This window comes from Stenotrophomonas sp. KH_029 (genome assembly GCF_057839765.1).
Genome location: NZ_CM174498.1, coordinates 2,050,612 through 2,074,608 on the forward strand (window position 1 = coordinate 2,050,612; position 23,997 = coordinate 2,074,608).

At 67.3% G+C, this 23,997-nt stretch carries 21 protein-coding genes; 15 read left to right on the forward strand and 6 right to left on the reverse strand.

Features of this window, described 5'->3' with window-relative positions:
- The first annotated feature begins 184 nt into the window (after positions 1 to 184).
- Positions 185 to 1,675 (forward strand): N-acetylmuramoyl-L-alanine amidase family protein, encoded by a 1,491-nt coding sequence (locus tag AC3ITM_RS09445; protein WP_489269920.1) that lies wholly within the window; start codon positions 185 to 187, stop codon positions 1,673 to 1,675.
- Positions 1,676 to 1,759: 84 nt separating this feature from the next.
- Entirely contained in the window at positions 1,760 to 2,272 is a 513-nt protein-coding gene (locus AC3ITM_RS09450; RefSeq protein ID WP_489269921.1) for a hypothetical protein, read from the forward strand.
- Positions 2,273 to 2,344: 72 nt separating this feature from the next.
- Here the strand turns inward: AC3ITM_RS09450 and trxB are convergent, their stop codons facing one another.
- The gene (gene trxB / locus AC3ITM_RS09455; RefSeq protein WP_489269922.1) at positions 2,345 to 3,316 is read right to left on the reverse strand and encodes a thioredoxin-disulfide reductase; all 972 of its coding nucleotides are present in this window, start codon (positions 3,314 to 3,316) and stop codon (positions 2,345 to 2,347) included.
- 267 nt (positions 3,317 to 3,583) lie between these two features.
- Here trxB and AC3ITM_RS09460 point away from each other — a divergent pair, with 267 nt between their 5' ends.
- From AC3ITM_RS09460 to AC3ITM_RS09485, 6 genes are all read left to right on the forward strand, one after another.
- Complete coding sequence (locus AC3ITM_RS09460; protein ID WP_489269923.1) at positions 3,584 to 5,953, forward strand: DNA translocase FtsK; 2,370 nt, start codon at positions 3,584 to 3,586, stop codon at positions 5,951 to 5,953.
- A gap of 84 nt (positions 5,954 to 6,037) precedes the next feature.
- Complete coding sequence (locus AC3ITM_RS09465) at positions 6,038 to 7,999, forward strand: DUF3857 domain-containing protein (protein WP_489269924.1); 1,962 nt, start codon at positions 6,038 to 6,040, stop codon at positions 7,997 to 7,999.
- Positions 8,000 to 8,116: 117 nt separating this feature from the next.
- A complete protein-coding gene (lolA, locus tag AC3ITM_RS09470) occupies positions 8,117 to 8,755 on the forward strand; it encodes an outer membrane lipoprotein periplasmic chaperone LolA (protein WP_489269925.1) in 639 nt (212 codons plus the stop codon).
- A gap of 485 nt (positions 8,756 to 9,240) precedes the next feature.
- The gene (locus AC3ITM_RS09475) at positions 9,241 to 10,548 is read left to right on the forward strand and encodes a replication-associated recombination protein A (protein WP_489269926.1); all 1,308 of its coding nucleotides are present in this window, start codon (positions 9,241 to 9,243) and stop codon (positions 10,546 to 10,548) included.
- Positions 10,541 to 10,939 (forward strand): fluoride efflux transporter CrcB, encoded by a 399-nt coding sequence (gene crcB / locus AC3ITM_RS09480; protein ID WP_489269927.1) that lies wholly within the window; start codon positions 10,541 to 10,543, stop codon positions 10,937 to 10,939. Before AC3ITM_RS09475 ends, crcB begins: the two co-directional genes overlap by 8 nt.
- A 595-nt stretch (positions 10,940 to 11,534) precedes the next feature.
- Positions 11,535 to 11,807: a hypothetical protein gene (locus AC3ITM_RS09485; RefSeq protein WP_228887047.1), complete on the forward strand. Its 273-nt coding sequence runs from the start codon at positions 11,535 to 11,537 to the stop codon at positions 11,805 to 11,807.
- 20 nt (positions 11,808 to 11,827) lie between these two features.
- Here AC3ITM_RS09485 and AC3ITM_RS09490 read toward each other — a convergent pair whose 3' ends face one another.
- The 4 genes from AC3ITM_RS09490 to AC3ITM_RS09505 all read right to left on the reverse strand — a co-directional run bounded on the left by AC3ITM_RS09490 (position 11,828) and on the right by AC3ITM_RS09505 (position 17,010).
- A complete protein-coding gene (locus AC3ITM_RS09490; protein WP_489269928.1) occupies positions 11,828 to 14,128 on the reverse strand; it encodes an ATP-binding protein in 2,301 nt (766 codons plus the stop codon).
- Positions 14,125 to 14,742, reverse strand: coding sequence for a response regulator (locus AC3ITM_RS09495; protein ID WP_489269929.1), 618 nt, complete (start codon positions 14,740 to 14,742; stop codon positions 14,125 to 14,127). The genes AC3ITM_RS09490 and AC3ITM_RS09495 overlap by 4 nt, the downstream gene beginning before the upstream one ends.
- Positions 14,743 to 15,068: 326 nt before the next feature.
- A complete protein-coding gene (locus tag AC3ITM_RS09500) occupies positions 15,069 to 15,950 on the reverse strand; it encodes a LysR family transcriptional regulator (protein ID WP_489269930.1) in 882 nt (293 codons plus the stop codon).
- A 73-nt stretch (positions 15,951 to 16,023) separates the two neighbouring features.
- On the reverse strand, positions 16,024 to 17,010 hold the full coding sequence (locus AC3ITM_RS09505) for a helix-turn-helix transcriptional regulator (protein ID WP_489269931.1): 987 nt from the start codon (positions 17,008 to 17,010) through the stop codon (positions 16,024 to 16,026).
- A 131-nt stretch (positions 17,011 to 17,141) separates the two neighbouring features.
- Between AC3ITM_RS09505 and AC3ITM_RS09510 the strand changes: the two genes are divergently transcribed.
- From AC3ITM_RS09510 to AC3ITM_RS09525, 4 genes are all read left to right on the forward strand, one after another.
- Positions 17,142 to 17,747, forward strand: a complete 606-nt coding sequence (locus tag AC3ITM_RS09510; RefSeq protein WP_489269932.1) for a glutathione S-transferase family protein — start codon at positions 17,142 to 17,144, stop codon at positions 17,745 to 17,747.
- 143 nt (positions 17,748 to 17,890) lie between these two features.
- Positions 17,891 to 19,339: an amidohydrolase family protein gene (locus tag AC3ITM_RS09515; RefSeq protein WP_489269933.1), complete on the forward strand. Its 1,449-nt coding sequence runs from the start codon at positions 17,891 to 17,893 to the stop codon at positions 19,337 to 19,339.
- 253 nt (positions 19,340 to 19,592) lie between these two features.
- Positions 19,593 to 19,964 (forward strand): DUF805 domain-containing protein, encoded by a 372-nt coding sequence (locus AC3ITM_RS09520; protein WP_489269934.1) that lies wholly within the window; start codon positions 19,593 to 19,595, stop codon positions 19,962 to 19,964.
- Positions 19,965 to 20,196: 232 nt separating this feature from the next.
- Positions 20,197 to 20,571 (forward strand): DUF805 domain-containing protein, encoded by a 375-nt coding sequence (locus AC3ITM_RS09525; RefSeq protein WP_489269935.1) that lies wholly within the window; start codon positions 20,197 to 20,199, stop codon positions 20,569 to 20,571.
- Between the two features lie 741 nt (positions 20,572 to 21,312).
- Here AC3ITM_RS09525 and AC3ITM_RS09530 read toward each other — a convergent pair.
- Positions 21,313 to 21,534, reverse strand: coding sequence for a hypothetical protein (locus tag AC3ITM_RS09530; protein ID WP_489269936.1), 222 nt, complete (start codon positions 21,532 to 21,534; stop codon positions 21,313 to 21,315).
- A 13-nt stretch (positions 21,535 to 21,547) separates the two neighbouring features.
- Here AC3ITM_RS09530 and AC3ITM_RS09535 point away from each other — a divergent pair, with 13 nt between their 5' ends.
- The 3 genes from AC3ITM_RS09535 to AC3ITM_RS09545 all read left to right on the forward strand — a co-directional run bounded on the left by AC3ITM_RS09535 (position 21,548) and on the right by AC3ITM_RS09545 (position 23,696).
- Positions 21,548 to 21,742, forward strand: coding sequence for a hypothetical protein (locus tag AC3ITM_RS09535; protein WP_489269937.1), 195 nt, complete (start codon positions 21,548 to 21,550; stop codon positions 21,740 to 21,742).
- 145 nt (positions 21,743 to 21,887) lie between these two features.
- Positions 21,888 to 22,661: a hypothetical protein gene (locus tag AC3ITM_RS09540; protein WP_489269938.1), complete on the forward strand. Its 774-nt coding sequence runs from the start codon at positions 21,888 to 21,890 to the stop codon at positions 22,659 to 22,661.
- A 246-nt stretch (positions 22,662 to 22,907) separates the two neighbouring features.
- Entirely contained in the window at positions 22,908 to 23,696 is a 789-nt protein-coding gene (locus AC3ITM_RS09545) for a hypothetical protein (protein WP_489269939.1), read from the forward strand.
- Positions 23,697 to 23,997 lie beyond the last annotated feature (301 nt).

The window sequence follows — 23,997 nt, forward strand, 5'->3', positions numbered from 1 at the left end:
GATAGGGCAGAGCGATGGGTTGTGGGGGTGTTTAGGGTGGGGCTATGCCTTTGGGGTTAGCGATTGAAACGCCGTTCGGCAGGCCGCCGTATTTGGGCGATAGCGCAGCGTTTGGCGCTATTGCGCGCGGCAGGCTGGAGGCGATTCACCAAGACGCTTTCCACTCTCTCCGAAGGAAACGATCATGGAAACTCTTATTCACTTTCATTGGCGACGGTTTGGCCTGGCCTTGCTGGTTCTTTGCGGCTGCCTTTCCCACGGGGCAGCTGCGCGCCAGGGTGTGCCATCAGGTGGTGTCGGGAGCGATGCGGCGCTGGATCTGCTTCTCACCCGCGAGGCGCAGCGTCTTCTTGACCTAGACCGGATGGAGCAATCGCTGCCGACGAATGTGACCGTCACGGCCCGGGCGGATATCGCAGGCAAACACCTCATCATCGATTTTGGCCCGGGATTCCTGCCCGCTGAAGACGATGGCTCCACCGAGGAGGTCGTGCAGGACATCCGTGGTTCGGTTCGGTATTACATGGAGCGGGCTGTCCTCGAGGAAGTGCAGGTTGAGATCTTGTATGAGGGGCTGCCGCTCCATCACCACTTCCCTTTGCCGAGGCAGGGTGCGGCTAGGGCGCGTCTCGCTGTGCCTGGTGCCGTGTTGGTTTCGGCAAGTCACGGTTGGATCCGCGTCTTCCCGTCCGGTGCCTGGGAGCTGCAAAGGCCGTTGGCACACGGAATTCGGGAGGATCTCATCACGCCGGGATTTGCTGGTGACCTGCAGCGACTATTGCAGGATCGAAGTTCCGCAGTGGTATATCGGGCTCGGCGGGGTGACCAGGAAGCCCACCCTGAATCACTGCACCCTTGGGCGCAGATGTCATCGCGTTATCACCTCAAGAGCCTGCTTCCTGAGCGTACTGACATCTGGAGCCATTTCGCCAACAGTACCGCACGCAATCGCGAGGTTAAGGATGACATTCGGGCGAGGCCGTACTACGCAAATTACCTCGGTGTTGAAGGAATGATCAGCGTTCATACCAATGGAAGCAGAAATCAGGAGTTGCGTGGGGCGGAGGTTTACTACCACCCGACCAAGCCTGGAGACCGGGAGTTGGCATCCATGGCGCTGTGTTACATGAAGGAGTTGATCACTAGCCATGCTGGGTATGAAGATTTCCCGGTTCGTACGGCGGCATCAGCGGCAGATCATGGTGAAAACGGATTTGCTGAGATGCCATCCATGCTTGTTGAGGTGGCCTATCATTCGAACGCACTGGACGCTGCCGCCCTGCAGGACCCCGTCTTCCGCGCTGCCTCAATGAAAGGCGTTGAAAAAGGCTACCGCCTGTTCCACGAAGGCAAGGACTGCAAGCCGCTCAAGGGCGAGGCTATCGAGAACGTCAGCATGTCCCAGGGCAGCGTGCGCGAGATCGACGTGCCGTTCGAGGGCTACCCGCAGTACCCGTTGCGTATCGTGACCCGCAATGTGGGGTGCCCGCCGGGCTGGGTGTGCCGGGACAATGAAGTCACCGTGGATGCGCCCCAGCCCATCCCGCTCAAGATCGCGCTGGCCTGCAACAACGTCGGTTCGGCGCCGCTGTTCTGGGAGACCTCGCTGGTTGACGATGACTGGGTCAAATCGGTGCCGGTCCGGCATCGGCAGCAGTGCATCCGTAGTTCGTAGGCCGGGTTGACACGGGATGGCTGCGCCACCGCTGGCTCAGTATTCGGGTAGCCGCGTTTGATGCTTTGTTGGCTGGGAGTGAGCATGAAGACATTCTGTCGTTGGCGGTGGGCTGCGCTGATGCTGCTGGTGGTTGGCAGCGGGACCTCGTGGGCGACGGTCGCGCAACAACGGTCGGCAGGGTCTGTCGTAGAGAGCGATACGGGGCTGGATCTGCTGCTTACGCGCGAAGCGCAGCGAATACTGGATGCCGATCGGCTCAAGCGATCCAAGCCGCCGAACGTAACCGTCAAGGCGAGGGCGGACATCGCCGGAGATCGGGTGATCATTGACTTCGGGTCAGGGTTTTTGCCGGCGCAGGATGACAGCTCGACGGAGGAAATTGAGCAGTACATCAGCAACAGCCTGCGCGTCTATGCTGAAAAGGCGGGCCTTCACGAGGTGCAGGTGGATGTTTTGTATGAAGGGCTTCCGTTTGAGCATTACTTTCCAGGGCCATACTCCCGGGAGGGCGGTGGAGCTGCGGACAAAAATGAAGCTGGGTCACGCCACTATGCGTCGCAGCTGCCAGGCTTGAGCTGCCATGGCACCACATAGCCCACACCACCAACAAAAAGACCGGCGCACTGCGCCGGCCTTCCGTTGCTACTGCGCCGGTGCTGCCCGGCCTCAGCCCAACGCGCCCTTGGCGTCCAGGTAACGCTCGGCGTCCAGCGCGGCCATGCAGCCAAAACCGGCCGAGGTGATGGCCTGGCGGTAGTGCTGGTCGGCCACGTCGCCGGCGGCGAACACGCCTTCCACCGAGGTCTGGGTGGCGTTGCCGCCCAGGCCCGAACGGATGTCCAGGTAGCCGTTGTTCATGCTCAGCTGGCCATCGAACAGGCTGGTGTTGGGGTGGTGGCCGATCGCCACGAAGAAGCCGTGCGCCTCGATGTCGCGGGTGCTGCCATCCAGGGTGGACTTCACCCGCACCCCGGTGACGCCGGCGTCATTGCCCAGCACTTCGTCCACCTGATGGTGCCAGACGGTCTCGATCTTGCCGGCGGCGACCTTGGCGAACAGTTTGTCCTGCATGATCTTTTCCGCCTTGAGGGTGTCGCGGCGGTGCACCAGGTAGACCTTGCGGGCGATGTTGGACAGGTACAGCGCCTCTTCCACGGCGGTGTTGCCGCCGCCGACCACGACCACGTCCTGGTCACGGTAGAAGAAGCCGTCGCAGGTGGCGCAGGCCGACACGCCGCGGCCCTTGAAGGTTTCCTCGGACGCAATGCCCAGGTACTTGGCGGTGGCGCCGGTGGCGATGATCAGCGCGTCGCAGGTGTACTCGGCGCTGTCGCCGGTCAGCCGGAACGGGCGCTGGGACAGGTCGGCGGTGTGGATGTGGTCGAAGATCACCTCGGTCTCGAAGCGTTCGGCGTGGGCCTGCATGCGGCTCATCAGGTCCGGGCCCATCAGCCCATGCGCGTCGCCGGGCCAGTTGTCCACCTCGGTGGTGGTCATCAGCTGGCCACCCTGCTGCAGACCGGTGATCACCACCGGCTTGAGGTTGGCGCGGGCGGCGTAGACCGCGGCGGTCCAGCCGGCCGGGCCGGAGCCGAGGATGACGAGCTTCTGGTGGCGGGAGGGCAGGGAATGGCTCATGTAGACTCGCGTTAAGGTGATGGGGCGGGGCGCCGGCGGTGATTGCACGGCGTCCAAGGCAGGTCATAGAGTGGCGGCAGGGGCGGGGCGATTCAAGGCGGCCGGTGGAACGCCGCAGCCCAGCCGGCGCGCGACCGGGTCCGGTGCCGGGGTTTTGGCGTGGCCGCGCCGGGAAGCTGTACCGACTGACAGCCGGTACCTACCCCCGGTGGCGGTTGGTCGTTTATTATCAAGCACTAACAGTGCATTCCCAAGGTGTGGTCTAAGGTGGCGAAGCAGCTCCCGGAACGATCCAAGTCCCCCGACAGCAAGCCGGCCTCGCGCAAGGCCGCGCCCGCGCCTGCGCCCGCCGACAACCCGCGGCGGCAACGGCTGTGGCGCGACCTGGGCCTGATCGCCATCGCCCCGGCGCTGCTGTACCTGGTGGCCAGCCTGTTCACCTATTCGGCCTCCGATCCGGGCTGGTCGCATACCGGCAGCGTGGTCGCGCCGGTCCACAACATGGGCGGCCGCGTGGGCGCCTGGGTGGCCGACGTGCTGCTGCAGCTGTTCGGCTATGTCGCCTTCGTCCTGCCGATCGTGCTCGGTGCGTTGGCCTGGATCGCCATGTTCGGGCTCAAGCGCGAGAGCAAGGGCGAACATGACCTGGACCCGGCGCTGCGGCTGGTCGGCCTGGTCGGCTTCCTGATTGCCGGCACCGGCTTCCTGCACGTGCGCCTGTTCACCGGCGATGTCGCCCATGCCGGCGGCATCCTCGGCCGGCTGGTCGGCAATTCGCTCAGTGCCGGCTTCGGCGCGCTGGGCGCCAACCTGTTCGTGCTGGTGCTGCTGCTGGCCTCGATCACCCTGGCCACCGGCATCTCCTGGTTCGTGGTGATGGAAAAGATCGGCCGCTGGGTGCTGGCGTTGCAGCCGATGCTCAACAAGAAGAAGGAACAGGCCACCGAATGGCAGCAGACCCGCGCCATGCGCGAGGAGCGCCAGGAAGTGCGCAAGGTCGATGCCGAGGTGCGCGCCAAGCGCGAGCCGGTCAAGATCGAGCCGCGCCCCGAGCCGGTGCTGGAAAAGAGCGACCGCGCCAAGCGCGAGACCCAGATCCCGATGTTCCGCGGGGTCAATGGCGATGGCTCGGACCTGCCGCCGCTGGCGCTGCTGGACGACCCCAAGCCGCAGCCCAAGGGCTATGACGAGGAGACCCTGGAAACGCTGTCGCGGCAGATCGAGTTCAAGCTCAAGGACTTCCGCATCGAGGCCCAGGTGGTGGGTGCCTATCCGGGCCCGGTGATCACCCGCTTCGAGATCGAGCCGGCGCCGGGCATCAAGGTCAGCCAGATCAGCTCGCTGGACAAGGACATCGCGCGTGGGTTGTCGGTCAAGTCGGTGCGCGTGGTCGACGTGATCCCGGGCAAGTCGGTGGTGGGCCTGGAAATCCCCAACGTCACCCGCGAGATGATCTACCTGTCCGAACTGCTGCGCTCCAAGGAGTACGACAAGTCGGCCAGCCCGCTGACCCTGGCGCTGGGCAAGGACATCGCCGGCCGCCCGACCGTGGCCGACCTGGCGCGCATGCCGCACCTGCTGGTGGCCGGTACCACCGGCTCGGGCAAGTCGGTGGCGGTCAACGCGATGGTGCTCAGCCTGCTCTACAAGGCCTCGCCGAAAGACCTGCGGATGCTGATGATCGACCCGAAGATGCTCGAGCTGAGCGTCTACCAGGGCATCCCGCACCTGCTGGCGCCGGTGGTCACCGACATGAAGGAAGCCGCCAACGGCCTGCGCTGGTGCGTGGCCGAAATGGAGCGGCGCTACAAGCTGATGAGCGCGGTGGGCGTGCGCAACCTGGCCGGCTTCAACAAGAAGGTCAAGGACGCCGAGGACGCCGGCCAGCCGATGATGGACCCGCTGTTCAAGCCCAACCCGGAGCTGGGCGAGGCGCCGCGCCCGCTGGAGACGTTGCCGTTCATCGTGATCTTCATCGACGAATTCGCCGACATGATGATGATCGTCGGCAAGAAGGTCGAAGAACTGATCGCGCGCCTGGCGCAGAAGGCGCGTGCGGCCGGCATCCACCTGATCCTGGCCACCCAGCGCCCGTCGGTGGATGTGATCACCGGCCTGATCAAGGCCAACATCCCCACCCGCATCGGCTTCCAGGTCAGCTCCAAGATCGATTCGCGCACCATCCTGGACCAGTCCGGCGCCGAAACCCTGCTCGGCCACGGCGACATGCTGTACCTGCCGCCGGGCACCGCGCTGCCCGACCGCGTGCACGGTGCGTTCGTGTCCGACGAGGAAGTGCACCGGGTGGTCGAACACCTCAAGGCCAGCGGCCCGGCCGACTACATCAGCGGCGTGCTCGATGAAGTGCAGATGATGGGCGATGGCGTGGTGGTGGGCGCCGGCGGCCTGCCCGAGGCCAGCGGCGGCGGTGGCGATGAGTCCGACCCGCTGTACGACGAGGCCCTGCGCATCGTCACCGAAACCCGCCGCGCCTCGATCTCCGGGGTGCAGCGCCGCCTGAAGATCGGCTACAACCGTGCCGCGCGCCTGATCGAGGCGATGGAAATGGCCGGGGTGGTCAGCCCGCCCGAACACAACGGCGACCGCAGCGTGCTGGCGCCACCCCCGCCGAAATAACCACGCCGCTGCGATGAACGCACCGGCGTGCGCCCGGCACTGACCGCGCATGCCGCTGCCCGGCCGCGTACCAAGGAACCTGCAATGAAGCCGATGGTCTGGATGATGTGGGGCGGGCTGGCGTTCGCGCCGGCCCTGGCATTGGCCGCTGCCGCGCCACCACCGGCGGCCGCGCCACCGGCTCCGGTCGCCCCGGCCGCGCCTGCGCCGGCCAGCGAGGCCCAGGCCAGCAACAACTACAGTTTCGTGCGCTACCGCGCCGACTACGTGGTGCGCCCCGATGCCGGCAACGTGCAGACCGAAGAGTATGAAATCCTGCTCAAGACCAAGGCGGCGGTCGAGCAGTTCAGCCAGGTGCGGCTGAGCTACAGCGAAAAGATGGAAACCCTGGACGTGCTGGCCGCCTACACGCTGACCGCCGATGGCCAGCGCCGCGACGTGCCGGCCGACCGCATCTACACCCAGGAAAGCTATTCCAGCGCGGCCGCGGCGATGTATGCCGACCGCAAGGTGCGGGTGGTGGTATTCCCCAACCTGGCGCCGGGCACGCGGGTGGTCTACCGGACCCGGCGCACCCAGACCACGCCGTATTTCCCGGGCTATTTCGGGCTGTGGGAAACCTTCAGCGTGTTCACCCAGTACGACGATGCGCAGGTCACCCTGAGCGCCCCGGCCAGCCTGCCGATGCACGTGCAGCAGCGCGGTGTGCAGGGCAGCGACCAGCCGCGGATCCGTGGTGGGCAGGCGCAGTGGGAATGGCGCTACCGGCGCACCGATCCGCTGCAGGCGCAGAACTGGTCGGCCGCGGCCTGGGAATTCAGCCCGACCATCATGGCCAGCACCTACCGCGACTGGGCGCAGGTAGGCCAGGCCTACCAGCTCAAGGGCGGGCAGGCGGCCAAGGTCACCCCCGGCATCCAGGCCCTGGCCGACCAGCTCACCGCCGGCATCGTCGACCGCCGCCAACAGGCTGCGGTGTTGTACCGCTGGGTGTCGCAGAACATCCGCTACGTGGCGGTGTACCTGGGCAACGGCGGGCTGGAGCCCAACCCGGCGCAGAGCATCCTGGACAACCACTATGGCGACTGCAAGGACCACGTGGTGATCCTGGAGGCGCTGCTGGCCGCGCGCGGCATCGACAGCACGCCGGTGCTGATCGGCGCCGGCGGCGGGCCGAGCCTGCCGGCGATCCCGCTGCTGGGCCGCTTCAACCATGCCATCACCTATGTGCCCGAGTTCGACCTGTACCTGGATTCGACCAGCGCCTATGCACGCTTCGGCCAGCTGCCCGACGGTGACCTGGGCGCGCCGGTGTTGCATACCCGCCAGGCCGTGCTGGCGCGCACCCCGGACAACGATGCCAGCCGCAATGGCGCCGGGCTGGAGGTCGGTTTCCAGTTCGATGCGGCCGGCAACCTGTCCGGGCAGACCGTGCTGCAGCCTGGCGAGGTCGGCGAGATTGGAATGCGCGGCTCCTTTGCCCGGCTCAACGCGCAGAACCGCGCGCGGGTGGAGGAATCGATCATGGCCTCCTCCGGCTTCGATGGCAGCGGCACGCTGACCCTGCTCGGCGACCCGCAGGACCTGACCCGGCCGTTCAATTACCGCTACGACTTCCACGCCAGCGACTACGTCGATTTCGGCGTGGTCGGCGGCATGCTGCTGCCCGACGCGCCCGGCGGCGAATCGTTCCGCGACATCTACGCCACCGCCTCGGCGCCGGACAACGCCACCCCGTTCTACTGCAACGACAGCCTGCGCGAGGAAACCTACCGGTTGGCGTTCCCGGCCGGGGTGCCGATCGTGGCGATCCCGCGCAGCCAGCGGTTCCAGAATGCTGCCGGCGAATACCGCCTGGACTGGAGCCGGCAGGGGCAGACCATCGTTGCCCGCCATCGCCTGCACCAGCGCGCGGTGCGCGGCCCGCAGGCGCTGTGCCAGCCGCAGGACTACGCCGCGTTCCGTGCGTTGTACCAGCAGGTGCGGCGCGGCTTCCGCGGCCAGGTGGTGTACGGCGACCTGGGCAGCGTCCAGGCCGGCCCGTAGCCGGCAGGGCGGGCTATGTCGCCGGCGCAGCGGGGCGGTGCATACTAGTCCTGATCGCCCATTCAGCTTGGCAGGGGCACACTGCCTTCCATCCTTCTCTTTCGTCTGGATACCCGCATGCACACCTCCTTCCGCCGCTATCTGGTCGCCGCCACCCTGGTCGTGGCCAGCGTCGGTTCGGCCTCGGCCTGGGCCGGCGCCCGCGATGAGCTCAACCGGTTCACCCAGGGCCTGAAGGGCCTGGACGGGCAGTTCAGCCAGCAGGTGTTCGACAGCAAGGGCAAGATCAAGGAAACCACCAGCGGCCGGGTCGCGCTGTCGGCGCCGCGGCTGTTCCGTTGGGAATACCTCAAGCCGCACGAGCAGCTGATCGTGGCCGATGGCAAGAAGGTGTGGGTGTACGAGCCGGACCTGGAGCAGGCCACGGTGCGTGCGCAGGGCGCCCAGGAACAGAACAGCCCGCTGACCGCGCTGATCAACCCGGCGCTGCTGGACAAACAATACGACGTCAGCCAGGAAGCGGCCGCGCGCGATGGCCTGCAGTGGCTGTCGCTGACCCCCAAGCGCGAGACCGACACCGCTTTCCAGTACGCCGCGCTGGGCTTCAACGCCCAGGGCCTGGCCCGGATGGAAGTAGTGGACGCGGTGGGCCAGCGCACGGTGATCAGCTTCACCGGCTGGAAGCGCAACCCGGCCTTTGCCGCCGGCACCTTCAGCTTCGCCGCGCCCAAGGGTACGGACGTCATCGGCGAATAAGGCCGAGGTCCTGCTGTTGCCGGGCCTTGCCCGGCGGTGGCTGGTGCCCCGTTCAGGTAGTGCCAGCCGCTGGCCGGATGCTTTTGGTGCTGTTTCCGCTTCGCGGTTTTAACGTCAACAGCGTTTCGTGCCCCTCCGGGGCGCGAGTCACTTTCTTGCTCGTGCAAGAAAGTAACCAAAGAACACGCCCCCGTCCGCGATCCGTCGGGCTGCGCCCGTCGGTTCCCTGCGCTTCTCGCGTCATCGGGGGGCGGCGCGGAACTCGCTGCGCTCAGACACCCGCGCCTCTTCGCCCCCGCTGCCGCTGCGATGCTCGGCTCGCTCCAAGGGGGGAGTGGATAAAAATCAAAGGCAAAGGCAAAGGCAAAGGCCAGCAGCAACGGCAAGCAGGAGCGACGGCGCGGCCGTCGCGGTAGAATGGCCCGGTGGCCAGAAACCGAACGACATTCAACGGGCCCGATCTGCTGAGCGTGGATCGGGACAACATGCGTCCGCTCGCCGAGCGCATGCGCCCGCAGACCCTGGACGAGATGGTCGGGCAGAAACGCCTGCTCGCGCCAGGCAGCGCGCTGCGCCGCGCGGTCGAATCCGGGCATGTGCATTCGATGATCCTGTGGGGCCCGCCGGGCTGCGGCAAGACCACCCTGTCGCTGCTGCTGGCCCACTATGCCGATGCCGAATTCCGCGCGATCTCGGCGGTGCTGTCCGGCCTGCCCGAGGTGCGCCAGGTGCTGGCCGAGGCCGCGCAACGCTTCGCCGAAGGACGGCGCACGGTACTGTTCGTCGACGAAGTGCACCGTTTCAACAAGGCCCAGCAGGATGCGTTCTTGCCGCATATCGAGCGCGGCACCATCGTGTTCGTCGGCGCCACCACCGAAAACCCCTCGTTTGAACTGAACTCGGCGCTGCTCTCGCGCTGCCGCGTGCATGTGCTCGAATCGGTATCGCCGGCCGATATCGTCGAGGCGCTGCAGCGCGCACTGGACGATGTGCCGCGCGGGTTGGGCGGGGAGGGGCTGCAGGTGGCGCCCGAGTCGCTGCTGGAGATTGCCACCGCCGCCGACGGCGATGTGCGCCGCGGCCTGACCCTGCTGGAGATCGCCGCCGAACTGGCCGGCGGTGACGGCGGCCGGATCAGTCCGGAGATGCTGGTACAGGTGCTGGCCGATCGTACCCGCCGCTTCGACAAGGGCGGCGAACAGTTCTATGACCAGATCTCGGCCCTGCACAAGTCCGTGCGCAGCTCCAACCCCGATGCCGCGCTGTACTGGCTGACCCGGATGCTCGACGGCGGCTGCGATCCGTCCTACCTGGCACGGCGCCTGACCCGCATGGCGATCGAGGACATCGGCCTGGCCGACCCGCGCGCCCAGTCGATGGCGCTGGAGGCCTGGGACATCTATGAGCGGCTGGGCAGCCCGGAAGGCGAGCTGGCGTTCGCGCAGCTGGTGCTGTACCTGGCCAGCACCGCCAAGTCCAATGCCGGCTACGCCGCCTTCAATCTGGCCAAGGCGGAAGTGCGGGAAACCGGCACCCAGGAGGTGTCGCTGCACCTGCGCAACGCGCCGACCAAGCTGATGAAGGAACTGGGCTACGGCAAGGCCTACCAGTACGACCACGACGCCGACGGCGGTATCGCGCTGGACCAGACCGGCTTCCCCGATGCGATGGGCGAGCGGGTGTACTACCAGCCGGTGGCGCGCGGACTGGAGATCAAGTTGAAGGAGAAGCTCGACCGCCTGCGTGCGGCCCGGGCGCAGGCCCGCGCCGACAAGGACGGCGGTGATGGCTGATGTCGCGCTGTGGTGGCAGCAGCTGGGGCTGGTGATGGCCGGTGGCGCGCTGGGCGCGGCACTGCGCTTCATGGTCGGCGATGCGCTGCTGCGCCAGTTCGGCAATGGTTTCCCCTGGGGCACGCTGACGGTGAATCTGGTCGGCGCCTTTGCCGCCGGTTACGTGATGGTCTGGCTGCAGGGCCGTGGCAGCGCGGCGGTGTATTGGCGCGCGTTCCTGCTGGTGGGCATCCTCGGCGGCCTGACCACGTTCTCCTCGATGATGCTGGAGACGCTGCTGCTGGCGCGCAGCGATCGCGGCCTGATGTTGCCGCTGTACCTGGGCATCAGCCTGGCCGGCGGCATGGTGCTGGTCTGGGCCGGCGCGCGGCTGGCCGACGCCTGGCGCTGAGGGCAGGGCGCCAGGGTTGGCCGACATCGTCGACCAGGGCGACGAAGGCATGACCCACCGGTAGGGTCGCATCCCCGATCGACTGCCGACCTTGCTGATCGGTGCGGCGAAGGCATGACACCGTCCGAAACACGGGCTCCGTTCGAGGTCATGCCTCCGACAGCCGATCACCGCTACGGGCAGTCGATTGGCATGCGACCCTACCGGGTATGCGGCTACTGCCATGCAGTCCCGGCGTGATCCGAGGATGTCGAAGGCATGACCTGCTGGTAGGGTCGCATCCCGGATCGACTGCCGACCCTGCCGATCGGTGCGGCGAAGGCAGGACACCATCCGAAGCGCAGGCTTCGTTCGAGGTCATGCCTCCGACAGCCGATCACCGCTACGAGCAGTCGATTGGCATGCGACCCTACCGACGGCCGATCGCCGCTGTGGGCAGTCGATCCCGGATGCGACCCTGCCAATGGCCGGCATGCTCCGGCCCGAACCACACGCTGCATCACACGCACGCAGCGTGCAGATAAATGTCGAAAACGCTGGATTAAAGTGATGTCTCACGATATCGTGCGCGCCCCCGTTCGCATCTTCGTCCGTCATGCGCGATGAACAAGACCCCGGCACCCTGGAACTGACGCTGCCGCGCAAGCGCGGCCGTCCGCCCACGTTCGGTTATGCGATGACCGATGCACAACGTGCGGCGCGCTACCGCGCGCGCCGGGCTGGGCAGGCCGACCACGCCGATGTGCGCAGCTGCAGCGACATGGTGCTGCTGGACAAGATCCGTGCGGCGATCAGCAGCAAGGATCCGGAGTTGACCGGGTTCCTGGTGCACGTGCTGTGGCAGCGCTACCCCCTGCAGCTCAAGTAGCCGCGCCTGCGCTGCCCGGCTCAGGCCATCGCGTCGGTGTCCAGCGCGGCGATCACCTGTTCCAGGTGCCGCAGCAGGCGGTCGATTTCGCGCCGGTCCACCGCGATTTCCACGTCCAGTGCATACAGGTCGCCGGCCACTTCGGCCGCTGCCGGCAGGCCGAGGAGCTGCAGCACCCCGGCCAGGCGGTGCGCGTGGTATTGCAGCTGGCCGGCATCGCGTGCGCGGGCGGCCCGTTGCAGGGCCTGGTGTTCCTCCAGCAGTGAGCGGTGGAACTGCGGCCGGGCCGGATCCTGGCTCGGCAGTGCCGGCGCGGCGGCGCCAGCGGCGGCCGGCAGCCCCAGCGCCTTCAGCAGTTCGGCGGTGTCCAGCGGCTTGCACAGGATCGCGTCCATCCCGCTTTGCTGGCAACGTTCGATGTGGCCGGGCGAATGCGCGGCCGACAACGCCACCAGGGTGGCCGGCATGCGCTGGCGCTGCTGTTCCATCCTGCGCAGCGATACGGCCAGGTGGTAGCCGCTCATGTCGGCCAGGCTGCAGTCCAGCAGCACGATCGCACTGGGTTCGGCGGCCTGCGCGCGCAACGCACCCAGGCCGTCGCTGCTGGTGCGCACGGTCGCGCCCAGCGCCACCAGCTGGCGGGTGGTGAAGGCCAGGTTGAGCGGGTGGTCTTCCACCAGCAGCACCGAGCGCCCCGACAGCGGCAATGCCGGCGGTACGGCGGCCTCGCTGTCGCGCAGTACCGGCAGTACCACCTCGAAACAGCTGCCCTGGCCCGGCTCGCTGCAGACCCGGATGCGCCCACCCAGCGCCTGGGCGATATCGCGGCAGATCGACAACCCCAGCCCGGCGCCGCCCAGTTCGCGCGAATACGCATCGTGGGCCTGCGAGAATGGCCTGAACACGTTGGCCTGGCGGTGCGCGGGGATGCCGATACCGGTGTCACTGACGTCCAGCCGCAACTGCGTAGCGCCCGGTTCGCGTAGCAGTGCCATCGACACCTGGATGCGTCCCTGGCCGGTGAACTTCAGGGCGTTGCCAAGCAGGTTGCTGAGCACCTGGCGCAGCGCATCGCCATCCACCCACAGGCGTGGCAACGGGTCCGGCGTGCATTGCAGCGACAGCACCAGGCCCTTGGCTTCGGCGGCCGGCTGCACCATGGCCACGCAGTCGCGCGCCATCTGCTGGAGGTCGTGCCAGCCCGGGTTGGGCCGGAACTGTCCGGCCGCCAGCCGCGAGTAGTCCAGTGCATGGCCGAGCAGCTGGCGCAGGCCCACCCCGGCGGTGCGCGCGGCATTGACCAGCTTGCGCTGGCCCTGGTCCAGCCCGGACTGGCTGAGCAGGTCCACCGAGGTCACCAGGGCCTGGGCGGCGTTGCGCACCTCGTGGCTCATCACGCCGATGAAGCGCGCCTGGCGGCGGGCGTTGCGTTGCGCCGACCGCTGCTGGCGGCGCAGCCACAGCCCGCCGGCCAGCAGTACCAGCAAGGCCAGGCTGACCGCACCCAGCTCCCAACGGAAGTGGTGCGCCAGCACGGTCAGCGAGGGGGCGCCGAAATAGGTGATCTTGGCCCATTGCTGCAACAGTTGCGCATGCTGCTGGGGGCTGATTGCATTCATCGCCGCTTCGATGCGGCCGAGCATGTCGCGGTCCCCGTTGCGCGCAACCAGGTGCAGGCTGCCCGGCAGGTCCGGCGGTGCCACGTGCAGCAGCAGGCTGTCGGCGTAGTCGCGGCGCACCATCGGCCGTACCACCACGTCCAGCCCCACCGCGACATCGGCCACGCCGGTTTCCACCGCCGACAGCGCGCCATGCAGGTCGGGCATGCCGATCACCTGCAACTGGGGATAATGCATCGCCAGCCAGCCGCTGTAGCGGCTGCCCTGTACCACGGCCACGCGATGCTGGCCGGGGCCGCCGAACCGGCCCGGGCCATCGGGCTGGTGGCGGCTGGCGACCAGCGTCTGCCCGCGGTAGTACGCCGGCGAGGCGGCCAGGCTGTCGCAGGGCACGCCCTCCAGCGGGCCGAGCAGCAGCATCAGGTCGGCCTGCCCGTCGCACACTGCCTGCAGGGCGGCAGTGGTGGAGGAATAGCGCCGCTCCTGGAAGGCCATCCCGGTCTGCTCGCTGACCAGCCGCGCATAGCCGCTGATCAGGCTGGCATGCCGTTGCGGCATCGAATCGGGCGACAACACCCGGTGCTGGGCCGGATCCACGGCCACGCGCACCACGCGCGTCATCGGCACCGGCGTTGCCGCCATCGACGCGGCCGGCAGCAGCAGTGCGGCCGCGCAGCACCATCGCGCCAATGCTGCGGTCACAGGCTGGCCAATTGGTGGCGCAGCGTGAACAGGTCGCGGTCGGTGCGCAGCCCCAGCTTGCGGAAGGCGGCGTGCTTCTGCGTGCTGATGGTCTTGATGCTGCGGTGGCGCTGGATGGCGATCTCGGTGACCGACAGCCCGGACAGGCACAGCTGCAGCACTTCGCGTTCGCTGGGCGACAACGAGCCTTCCTCCTGTTCATTGCGATAGTCCGCCGGCAGGTGCAGGTGGCCTTCGGCAACGCGCAATACGCCGTTGGTCAACCCGTCCAGCGACTCGCTCTTGCCCACCACGCCGCTGGCGCCGGCGGCGATCGCACCGGAGATGGTCACCCGGTTGGCGTGCGCGGAAAACAGCAGCAGGCGTACCAGCGGGAAGCGCCGTTGCAGCATGCGCAGCAGCACCGCGCCCTGCAGGTCGCGGTTGGACAGGCTGTAGTCGACCACCGCCACGTCCACCGCCTGGGTTTCCAGGGTCGCCACCAGCGCGCTGCTGTGGGCATGGCTGCCGACGACATGGAAGCGCGGGTTGGCCGAGAGGTGGACGAAGCTGCCATGCCGGACAACGTCATGGTCGTCGAGCAGGGCGATCTTCAAAACGGAGGAAGTGGTCATTCCGCTCATGTGATCAGGATCCTGTTGGACAAGGGGAGCACGCCATCGTGGGGTCGATTCATTCTCCCCGCTTCATCCGCAGGTAGTAATTGCTTTGCTGCGATTTAGGACGATTCCTATGCGCAGTACGCGAGCCCCGTCACTATCCGGGTGCGGAATAGCCCGCAAAGCGCGCTGGCGAACGTGAAGGGCATGCGAAAGATTGCCGCGCGCCTGTTTGTTTTTTTTGCCGCACGCAGGTGCCGGTGCGGCGTATCACGCGTGCGTGCGTGCGCGTGCGATGCATCTGCATGCAAGCGGTGTGTGCAGCAGGCGGTGTGCGCGGGCTAGCGCGGCTCGCGTTCGATCAGGCGCGACAGTCGCGCGGCAAGCTCGAGCACCACCGGGTCGGCGCCGGAGCGGTGCAGCAGCGCGATCTCGAAACCCTCGGCGCTGCCCAGACCGTGGCGGCGGTGCAGCGCGCGGTGGTCGGCGGTCATCGCCCGCGCCGGCAGCAGGCTGATGCCCATGCCATCGGCGACCGCACCCTGGATGCCGCTCAGGCTGGCGCTGGTGAAGCTGATCCGCCAGCGCCGGTCCAGCGCCTGGACCGCGGCGATCAGCTCATCGCGGTACAGCCCGCGCGGCGGAAAGGTCACCAACGGGATCGGGTCCAGCCCGATACAGGGGCTGTGCGCGCTGTCCACCCAGCGCATCGGCTCGGGCCAGCAGGCCGCCGCCGCGCGGCTGTGGCGGCGCTGCTTGATCAGCACCAGGTCCAGCTCGCCATGGTCGTAGCCGCTGGCCAGGTCGCGGCTGAGGCCGCTGGTGACTTCCAGCTTCACCTGCGGGTACTTGCGGGTGAAGCTGCCGAGCAGGCGGGTCGTGCGCGCGCCGACGAAGTCCTCCGGCAGGCCGAGCCGCACCAGAACCTCCACGCTGGCCCCGGCCAGCGCCTGCAGCATCTGCTCGTTCAGGGTCAGCATCTGCCGTGCCTGGCCGAGCAGGGTCTGCCCGGCGTCGGTGGGGTGCACATCGCGGTTGCCACGCACCAGCAACGGGTGCCCGGCCATGTCTTCGAGCCGGCGGATCTTCTGGCTGATGGTGGATTGGGTGGAGTGCAGGCGCGCGGCGGCGGTGGTGAAGCTGCCGCAGTCGGCCACCATCACCATCGCGCGCAGCAGGTCCAGGTCGAACAGGCCGCGATTCGGTTTTGCACTGGTAGGCAAGCAGGTATCCCGTTTCGGCATGGGGCCGACGTTCTAGCATGGGGTGCCGGGCGCGGCAAACCGCTGCGCCGGTTCAGCCGGGGCTGCCTGCTTCTGCCTCGCCGCGCGCCAGGCTGCGCGCCAGCCGTTGGCCGGCATCGTGCAAGCGTTCGCGCAGGGCCGGTGGGCCCAGTACCTCGAACTCCAGCTCCAGCGCCATCAGCCAGTACACCACCGACCCCAGCGGGTTGGCCCCGCAGCGCAGCAGGCAGCGTTGTTCATCCACCGCTTCGAGCGTTCCGGCCGAGGCCGGAATCTGGTTGCGCAGCGTAGCCAGCGGCGCATGCAGGATGATCCGCGCCTGTTCGGCGTACTGGCCCAGCGAGAGGGCCTGCACCACCCATTGGCGCAGGTCGCCGTCGCCGGGCCCCGGGCGGGGGCTGAAATGCGCGCCCACGCTCGGCGCACCGACGATGCGGTCGATGCGGAAGGTGCGCCAGTCCTGGCGGGTGGTGTCCCAGGCCACCAGGTACCAGCGCCGGTCGGTGTGCACCACGCCCTGCGGTTCGATGAGGCGCTGGCTGGGCTGGCCAGTGCGGTCGGAATAGTCGAAGCGCAGCTGCAGCTGGTCGCGGCAGGCGCCGGCCAATGCGGCCAGCAGGCCGGCATCGACCACCGGCCCGACCTGGCCCAGCGGCAGGATCGCCGAGCGCAGGGCGTCCAGCCGCTTGCGCAGGCGCGGCGGCATCACCTGTTCCAGTTTGACCAGGGCGGTGATGGCGGTCTGTTCGATGCCGCTGACCGTGCCGGTCACCGCGGTGCGTAGTGCAACCGCGGCGGCGAGGGCTTCCTCGTCGTCCAGCAGCAGCGGCGGCAGCGCGCGGCCGGCGCGGAACGCATAACCGCCGGCCACGCCGCTGCTGGCCTGGATCGGGTAGCCAAGCTGGCGCAGGCGGTCGATGTCGCGGCGCAAGGTGCGCGGATGCACGCCGCTGCGTTCGGCCAGCGCGCTGCCGGCCCAGTGCGGGCGCGATTGCAATAGCGACAGCAGGCTCAGCAGGCGGGCGGAGGTGGTGAGCATGGGGCAGGGTGGCCGCTATCGAGGACAGGAACTGGCCGCAATGGTGGCTAGCCTGTGGCCAAGGTGCAAGGCCGCCCTCTGCGGGGTCCGCGCCGCACCGTTCACCCTCGATCATCCACAAGGAATTGCATATGTCCCTGGTTTTCTATTGGTACCCGATGTCCAGCGCCACTCCGGTCGCCTGCGCCCTGGCCGAGCTGGGCGTGCCGCACGAGCGGGTCAGGATCGATATCCGCAACGGCGAGCAGCGCACCGCCGAGTACCTGGCGATCAACCCCAACGGCAAGGTGCCGTGCCTGGTGGTCGATGGCACCCCGCTGTTCGAGGGCCTGGCGATCCTGCAATGGCTGGGCGCGCAGCATGGCGTGGCCCAGGGCCTGTGGCCGGCCGAGGGCACCCCCCTGCGGTTGCAGGCGTTGTCGTGGACCAGCTGGGCCTATGTCACCTATGCGGTGGTACTGAAGCGGCTGTGGCTGGCCACCCAGGACGAGACGCTGCGCAGCCCGGCCCAGGCCGCCGCAGTACTGGCCGCAGCCGATGAGCTGCTGGACCTGCTGCAGGCGCGGCTGTCGGCGCAGCGCTGGATGCTGGGCGCGGACTACTCGCTGGCCGACCTGGTGGTGGGCTCGGTGGTGGGCTATGGCGTGTACCTGGGTGCCGGCGTCGAGGCGCACCCGGCGGTCAAGGCCTGGCTGGCCGCAGTGCAGGCGCGCCCGGCGCTGCAGGGCGAGGTCTAAACCGCCGGCCGCAGTCCCGGCCGCCGTTGCGCGGCCGGGACTGCGGTATTTGCCGATTGCATGCCGCGCATGTCGAAATTTAACTGGTGCATGCCTGGGGGCGGTCCTATCGTGGCCGCCATCCCTTTGTCGCGGTGCTGCCCATGAACCTGTCGTCGTACCGCCTGCTGCTGCCGGCCCTGCTGTTGCTGGCCACGCCAGCGTTTTCCGCCGAGCAGGCCGACCTGATCATCCACCACGCCACCGTCGTCGATGTCGAGCACGCCCGTACCGTACCCGGGCAGAGCGTGGTGGTGCGCGGCGATGACATCGTCGCCGTCGGCGATGACCGGGCCATCGCCCGGGCGTGGACGGCGCCGCATCGTATCCAGGCCAAGGGCCGTTACCTGATTCCAGGCCTGTGGGACATGCATGTGCACTTCGGTGGGGGTCCGGACCTGATCGAAGAGAACAAGGCGCTGCTGCCGCTGTATATCGCCCACGGCATCACCAGCATCCGCGATGCCTCCGGCGACCTGCCCGAGCAGGTGTTGCAATGGCGCGCGCAGATCCGCGACGGCAGCCTGACCGGCCCGCAGCTGTTCACCTCCGGGGCCAAGATCGAAGGCCTCAAGCCGGTCTGGAAGGGCACGATCGAGGTGGGCAGCCAGGCCGATCTGGATGCGGCCTTCGTGCGGCTCAAGCGCGACCAGGTGGACTTCGTCAAGATCACCGACAGCACCCTGACCCCGGACTTGTTCCTGGCCGCCGTGCGTGGCGCACGCGCCAACGGCCTGCGCGCGTCCGGGCATATTCCGATGGCCTTGACCGTGCAGCAGGCGGTCGATGCCGGGATCAGTTCGATCGAGCACCTGGACTATGCCTACAAGGCCGGGGTCAAGGACGAAGCGGCGATCGCCGCGGACTTCGCCACCGGGCGCATCGACCGCGCGCAAGCCAACCAGCGCCTGGACGCCGGCTTCGACCGCGCCACCGCGATGGCCGCCTACCGCGGTTTTGCCGCCAAGGGCGTGTATGTCACCCCGACCCTCAACGGCGGGCGCATCCTGGACTTCCTGGACCAGGACGACCACGCCCACGATGCCTACCTGGCCTATATCGGCCCGAAGCTGCAGGCGACCTATGCCTGGCGGGTGGAGCGCGCGGCCAAGGCCAGCCCGGCGCAGATCCAGGCGCGGCACGATGGCTACCACCGGGTGGCCGCGGTACTGCCGCTGCTGCAGCAGGCCGGCGTCACCATCATGGCCGGCACCGACGCGGGGTTTCTCAATTCATTCAACTATCCCGGCATCGGCCTGCACGATGAGCTGGACCTGTTCGTCAAGGAAGGGTTGACCCCGGCGCAGGCGCTGTCGGCGGCCACCCGCGCCGGTCCGGCCTGGTTCGGCACGCTGGACCGCTACGGTGGCATCGCCGCCGGCAAGGCCGCCGACCTGGTGCTGCTGCAGCGCAATCCGCTGCAGGACATCCATGCCACCCGCACCATCGACACGGTCGTACTGCGCGGGCAGGTATACGACCGCAAGGCACTGGATGCGCTGCTGGAACAGACCCGCGCCAAGGTTGCCGCATGGCAGGCGGCGCGCGATTGAATGCAGGTCCGGCCATGGGTTGGACCCATCGCGCGGGCAGGCCCGGGCCATGCTCGGACATCCCCGGGTAGATCCGACCCATGGTCGGATGGGTTCTCACAGTTTTCGTAAAACACGCACCTGCCGCCGCATTTGAAACAAGTTGCATTTCAACCGGCACTCTGCGCCCCCATCATCGCCGCCACGCCGAGAGGCAGCGGCGACATCGGCGTGCGCACTCTCGGCTTTTTCCCGCCCTAGAGATGATGCCTACATGCGTTCGATGCTGCTTCCGTTCCACCGCTATGCCCAGTTTTCCGGTCGTTCCGGCCGCAAGGAGTACTGGATGTACACCCTGTTCCTGGTGCTGTGCAATACCGCGCTGTATTCGTTCACCGTCGCCGGTGCGTTGATGGAGAGCGGCGTGTTGACCATGATCGGCGGCGCATTGCTGGCAGTGTTCGGGCTGGCAACGCTGGTGCCCTCGCTCGCGGTCACCGTGCGCCGACTACACGATATCGACAAGTCTGGCTGGTTCGTACTGCTGATGCTGGTTCCGCTGGCCAATATCGTCGTGCTGGTGTTCACCCTGCTGCCCAGTACGCCCGGCCCGAACAGCTTCGGCGCGCCGGACAAGAGCCTCTGAGCCACCGTCGGCCGGTTCTGATCGTCTCCTTTGCATGCCGTGCCCGTACGCTGTCGTACGGGTGCGGGCAGGGATGGATGGCACCCGATTCCCCCCCGGGGCCTGTCAATACCCGATTCAGCCATCGAAAACTACCTGAACAGCTGTTATCCTGCGCGCCGCCCTGTTCCGTGGTGCGCAGCCGCGGTCACGGAGATGCAGGGCTTACCACTTTCAGGATGAAGTGACTCCAATGAAATCCATGCTGCTTCCGCTTAAGCGTTATGCCCAGTTCGATGGCCGTGCCGGCCGCAAGGAATACTGGATGTTCCAGCTGTTCCTGTTCCTGGTGGTCCTGGTCGGCTATGCCGGCATGGGCATTGGCGTGGCGATGGAGAGCAACCTGCTGACCGGCCTGTTCGGCGTGCTGCTGGGCGTGTTCTCGCTGGCGGTGATTGTTCCGGCGATCGCCGTGGGCATCCGCCGCCTGCACGACATCGACAAGTCCGGCTGGTTCCTGCTGGTAAGCCTGATCCCGTTCGTGGGCGGTATCGTCCTGCTGGTGTTCAACGTGCTGCCGGGCACCCCGGGCGACAACCGCTTCGGTCCGGTGCCGCCGACGGTCTGATCCGGCCTGCGTGCTGATGTACCGAGCGCCCCGCATTGCGGGGCGTTTTTTTTGGTTCCTCGCCGATGTGCGGGACTACAGTCGGCCATTGTCCGGATACATTGGCGTTTCTGTTTCCGCTTCGCGGACAACTCAAAAGCGTTTCGTGCCCCTGCGGGGCGCGAGTCACTTTCTTGCTCGTGCAAGAAAGTAACCAAAGAACACGCCCCCGTCCGCTCGCCGGCGGGCTACGCCCGCCGGTGCCCTGCGCTTCTCGCGTCGGCAAGGGACGGTGCGGAACTCGCTACGCTCAGACACCCGCACCTCTTCGCCCTTGCCGCCGCTGCGATGCTCGGCTCGCTCCAAGGGGGAGGTAGATCAAGATCAAAATCACGGGCAACAGCAACAGCAACAGCAACAGCAACAGCAACAGCAACAGCAACAGCAATCCGACCGCGATCTGACGTTGCTCCAGGTCCTGGCAACCCCAGCACAGGTAGGTCCGACCCATGGTCGGACACGCATCGTCTCGGCATCGCGCTGTCCGAGCGTGGCTCGGACCTACGCTTTTCCATGCGTGCCAGCCATGTGTGGAGGGTTGGCGTGGCTGGGTTGGCGGGACTGTCGAAAACATGGATGTTTTCGCCAAGCCCCCACGGATGGGTTTACGGCGTGTCCCGCCAACCCAGCCGCGCCAACCCAATCAGCGCATATGTAGGTCATTGCCTTTGATCTGAGGCTTTAATGCGCCACTTGCTCCCCTCAAATCGGCGAAGAACCTTTTTTGCCGATCTGCGCGACTGCGTCGGCGTAGTGGAGGCCATGCCGAGCGCCACGCGACAGTGGCGTGACCGCTGCACGCGCGGTTGTGAACTGTTCAATCAGATGGCCGCCGCGTGCACGCACAAGGCCGCGCCGCGCACGTCCAAGTAACGCGTGGGCGCCGAGGATGGATTCACCGGCGACAATCACGTTGCCGATCACGGGAGACACCGTCATGGGCAACCAGAACAACCCGCAGCAGAATCCGCAGAACGCACCGGGACAGAACAATCCGCAGGGCCAGCCCGGCCAGCAGAACCAGCAGGACCGCGACAACCAGCGCCAGGGCCAGCAGCAACAGCAGCAGGATGCCGACCAGAACCGGCGCGAGCGCGGTGGCCAGCAGGGCGGGCAGGACGAGGAAGAATAAGCGTCGTTCCAGCGGAAACAGCCAATACGTCCGGCCCGGGTGGCCGGACGTTTCGTTTGGAGCGCCGCATCGCTTGAGTGGGCGTATCCTGTGCAGCCCCACGCATCGGCATTGCCGCTGCACTGTTGCTGCAAGGATGATGAGCATGAACGTTGTATCCCTGTCCCGTGCGGTGGCCTGCGCAGTGTTGCTGGCCACTACAGGTACCGGCGGCGCTGCGGCCGCGCAGAACGCATCGATCGAATCGCTGCTTGAAAACAGCTCCCGCGTGACCCTGCGCCAGGGTCACGCGGCCGGGCAGGCCGCCGACCAGGCACAGCTGCAGCAGTACGCCAATGGCGACAGCATGTTGCTGCAGGGCGGCGCCGGCGCCGCCGATGGCGAACCGATCCTGATGATCCTGTGCGGGCAATCGGTGTACTTCAATATGGTGGGCGGGTTGCCCGATGCGGTGAACGTGCAGGGCGATGCACTGAAGGCCGCGCGCATGGGGCAGTACATGGCCTTGCTCGGTGGCGTGGCGATGGTGCAGGGCACCGCCGGCAAGGCGCTGGTGCTGCCCGAGCCCGGCGCGCGCCTGGACACCACCGCCGAAACGTCCTGGGCCTACGGCAAGGAGCGCTTCGCGCTGGAGGTGGAGCGCTCGGACCCGCAGCGGCTGCGGATCCTGATGACCAAGCTGGCCACGCTCACTACCACGCCGGCGTCCGCGCCCGACGATGCGTTCAGTACCGACGACGACCGCGCCGCGCGATTGGCCGAACTGGAACCGGTGGGGGCATGGCGCGAACTGCTGATTTCCACCGCCGCCCGGCAGGCGCAGGTGCCCGGCCAGATGACGCTGCAGGGCTGGGAGGCCAATGAAGGGGCGACGGCCACGACGGTGGAGCGGGCGCGCAACGGCTGCTCCCCACGCTGAGCCTGGGCCGTCGGGCGCGGCCGTCGTCGATTGTCGGGCACGCACAGAGCGCCACCGCAGCGGCTGAATACCGATCACAAGGACGCCTGCGGGCGCCCTTGTGCGTTTTCGGGCAGCGCGGCGCCCAAGGAACGGCATCCGGCCATGGGCCGGATCTACCCGCCAGCATTTTTTTGCAACGCATTGCATATCCAGCGGCCGGATGAGTCGGGAAACTCGAGGCTTTGCCCCCGGACCTCGGCCATCATGCGCACCCTGCTGCCTGCTTCGATACTCGCGACCCTCCTGTGCGCCTTCGTGCCCCTCGCGGCGGTGGCCGCGCCTGTCTTACTGGAAGAACTGGCGAGCGAGGCGTCGGGCATCGAACTGCGGCAGGGGCGCGATCAGCAGGAGGGCCTGGCTAGCAGCAGCCGGCAGTACCGCAACGGCGACGTCCTGTTCACTGTGTCCGGGGTGCCGACCCTGCTTGGTCTGTGCGGGGGGCCGCAGCACCTGAACATCGGCGCGACGCTGCCCGGCGTTGCGGCAACGCTGTCGGCGCAGCAGCGCGCGGAGGCAATCCCGGCGCTGTACGTGGACACCTTCCTGGGCCGTATTGCGGCGGTACTCGACGTTGCCCGCGGTGAACTGCCATTGCCGGCGGCGGGGACGTCGCTGTCGTTGCAGCGCCAATTGGTTTACGGCCACGGAGAGGAGCAGTACGACCTGAAGGTCGAGCATGGGATGGGCGGCGAGATCCGCGCGCGGGCCACCAAGACCGGCACGGTGATGCGGGCGGCCAGGGCGGGAGAAGGTGCCGGCGCGGTTGAGCGCAGGGCAGCCTGGTTGAATGAACTGGACCTGGTGGGAACCTGGTATGAGCTGCTGATTCTCGGTGGACGACAGGAAGCGGCGCTGCCCGACACCATGTCGCTGCAGGGCTGGTTGTCGCCGAACCAGGCCGACTACGCCACGGTCGGCCAAGCGCGCCAGGCATCGGGCCACTGCACGCCGAGCGGCGAAGCTGCGGTTGATCTGCCGCTGCAACTGCTGTAAGTGGCCGGAGGCGGTGCTGTCGGAACAGCGCCCTGCGTCTGCCGCAGATGCGCCCGAGGCCGGCCTCGGGAAGGTGAATGCCGGTCGGTGCCGTATTGCGCCGAGCTTGCATTTGCAACTAATTGCATTGTGCGCTGCATCACGGAAACGGATAGTGCCCGCCACTTATCCGGGCAGGTTTTGTCTGCGTAATCAATCGATGGTCGCTCACAACGGCGAGGGCGGTTCTGCTGCCACGTCGTTTTTGCCTCCAATTTCACGCAGGCACCTGTAACAGCAGCGGCGCAACGCATGCCGTCGC

Coding starts and splice junctions, on each gene's coding strand:
- AC3ITM_RS09520 (WP_489269934.1), top strand. CDS start 19,593: ATGCGTTCGATGCTGCTTCCGTTCCACCGCTATGCCCAGTTTTCCGGT.
- AC3ITM_RS09535 (WP_489269937.1), top strand. CDS start 21,548: ATGGGCAACCAGAACAACCCGCAGCAGAATCCGCAGAACGCACCGGGA.
- AC3ITM_RS09545 (WP_489269939.1), top strand. CDS start 22,908: ATGCGCACCCTGCTGCCTGCTTCGATACTCGCGACCCTCCTGTGCGCC.
- AC3ITM_RS09475 (WP_489269926.1), top strand. CDS start 9,241: ATGCGTCCGCTCGCCGAGCGCATGCGCCCGCAGACCCTGGACGAGATG.
- AC3ITM_RS09445 (WP_489269920.1), top strand. CDS start 185: ATGGAAACTCTTATTCACTTTCATTGGCGACGGTTTGGCCTGGCCTTG.
- AC3ITM_RS09515 (WP_489269933.1), top strand. CDS start 17,891: ATGAACCTGTCGTCGTACCGCCTGCTGCTGCCGGCCCTGCTGTTGCTG.
- AC3ITM_RS09495 (WP_489269929.1), bottom strand. CDS start 14,742: ATGACCACTTCCTCCGTTTTGAAGATCGCCCTGCTCGACGACCATGAC.
- trxB (WP_489269922.1), bottom strand. CDS start 3,316: ATGAGCCATTCCCTGCCCTCCCGCCACCAGAAGCTCGTCATCCTCGGC.
- AC3ITM_RS09540 (WP_489269938.1), top strand. CDS start 21,888: ATGAACGTTGTATCCCTGTCCCGTGCGGTGGCCTGCGCAGTGTTGCTG.
- AC3ITM_RS09465 (WP_489269924.1), top strand. CDS start 6,038: ATGAAGCCGATGGTCTGGATGATGTGGGGCGGGCTGGCGTTCGCGCCG.
- AC3ITM_RS09450 (WP_489269921.1), top strand. CDS start 1,760: ATGAAGACATTCTGTCGTTGGCGGTGGGCTGCGCTGATGCTGCTGGTG.
- AC3ITM_RS09485 (WP_228887047.1), top strand. CDS start 11,535: ATGCGCGATGAACAAGACCCCGGCACCCTGGAACTGACGCTGCCGCGC.
- AC3ITM_RS09525 (WP_489269935.1), top strand. CDS start 20,197: ATGAAATCCATGCTGCTTCCGCTTAAGCGTTATGCCCAGTTCGATGGC.
- AC3ITM_RS09510 (WP_489269932.1), top strand. CDS start 17,142: ATGTCCCTGGTTTTCTATTGGTACCCGATGTCCAGCGCCACTCCGGTC.
- AC3ITM_RS09505 (WP_489269931.1), bottom strand. CDS start 17,010: ATGCTCACCACCTCCGCCCGCCTGCTGAGCCTGCTGTCGCTATTGCAA.
- lolA (WP_489269925.1), top strand. CDS start 8,117: ATGCACACCTCCTTCCGCCGCTATCTGGTCGCCGCCACCCTGGTCGTG.
- crcB (WP_489269927.1), top strand. CDS start 10,541: ATGGCTGATGTCGCGCTGTGGTGGCAGCAGCTGGGGCTGGTGATGGCC.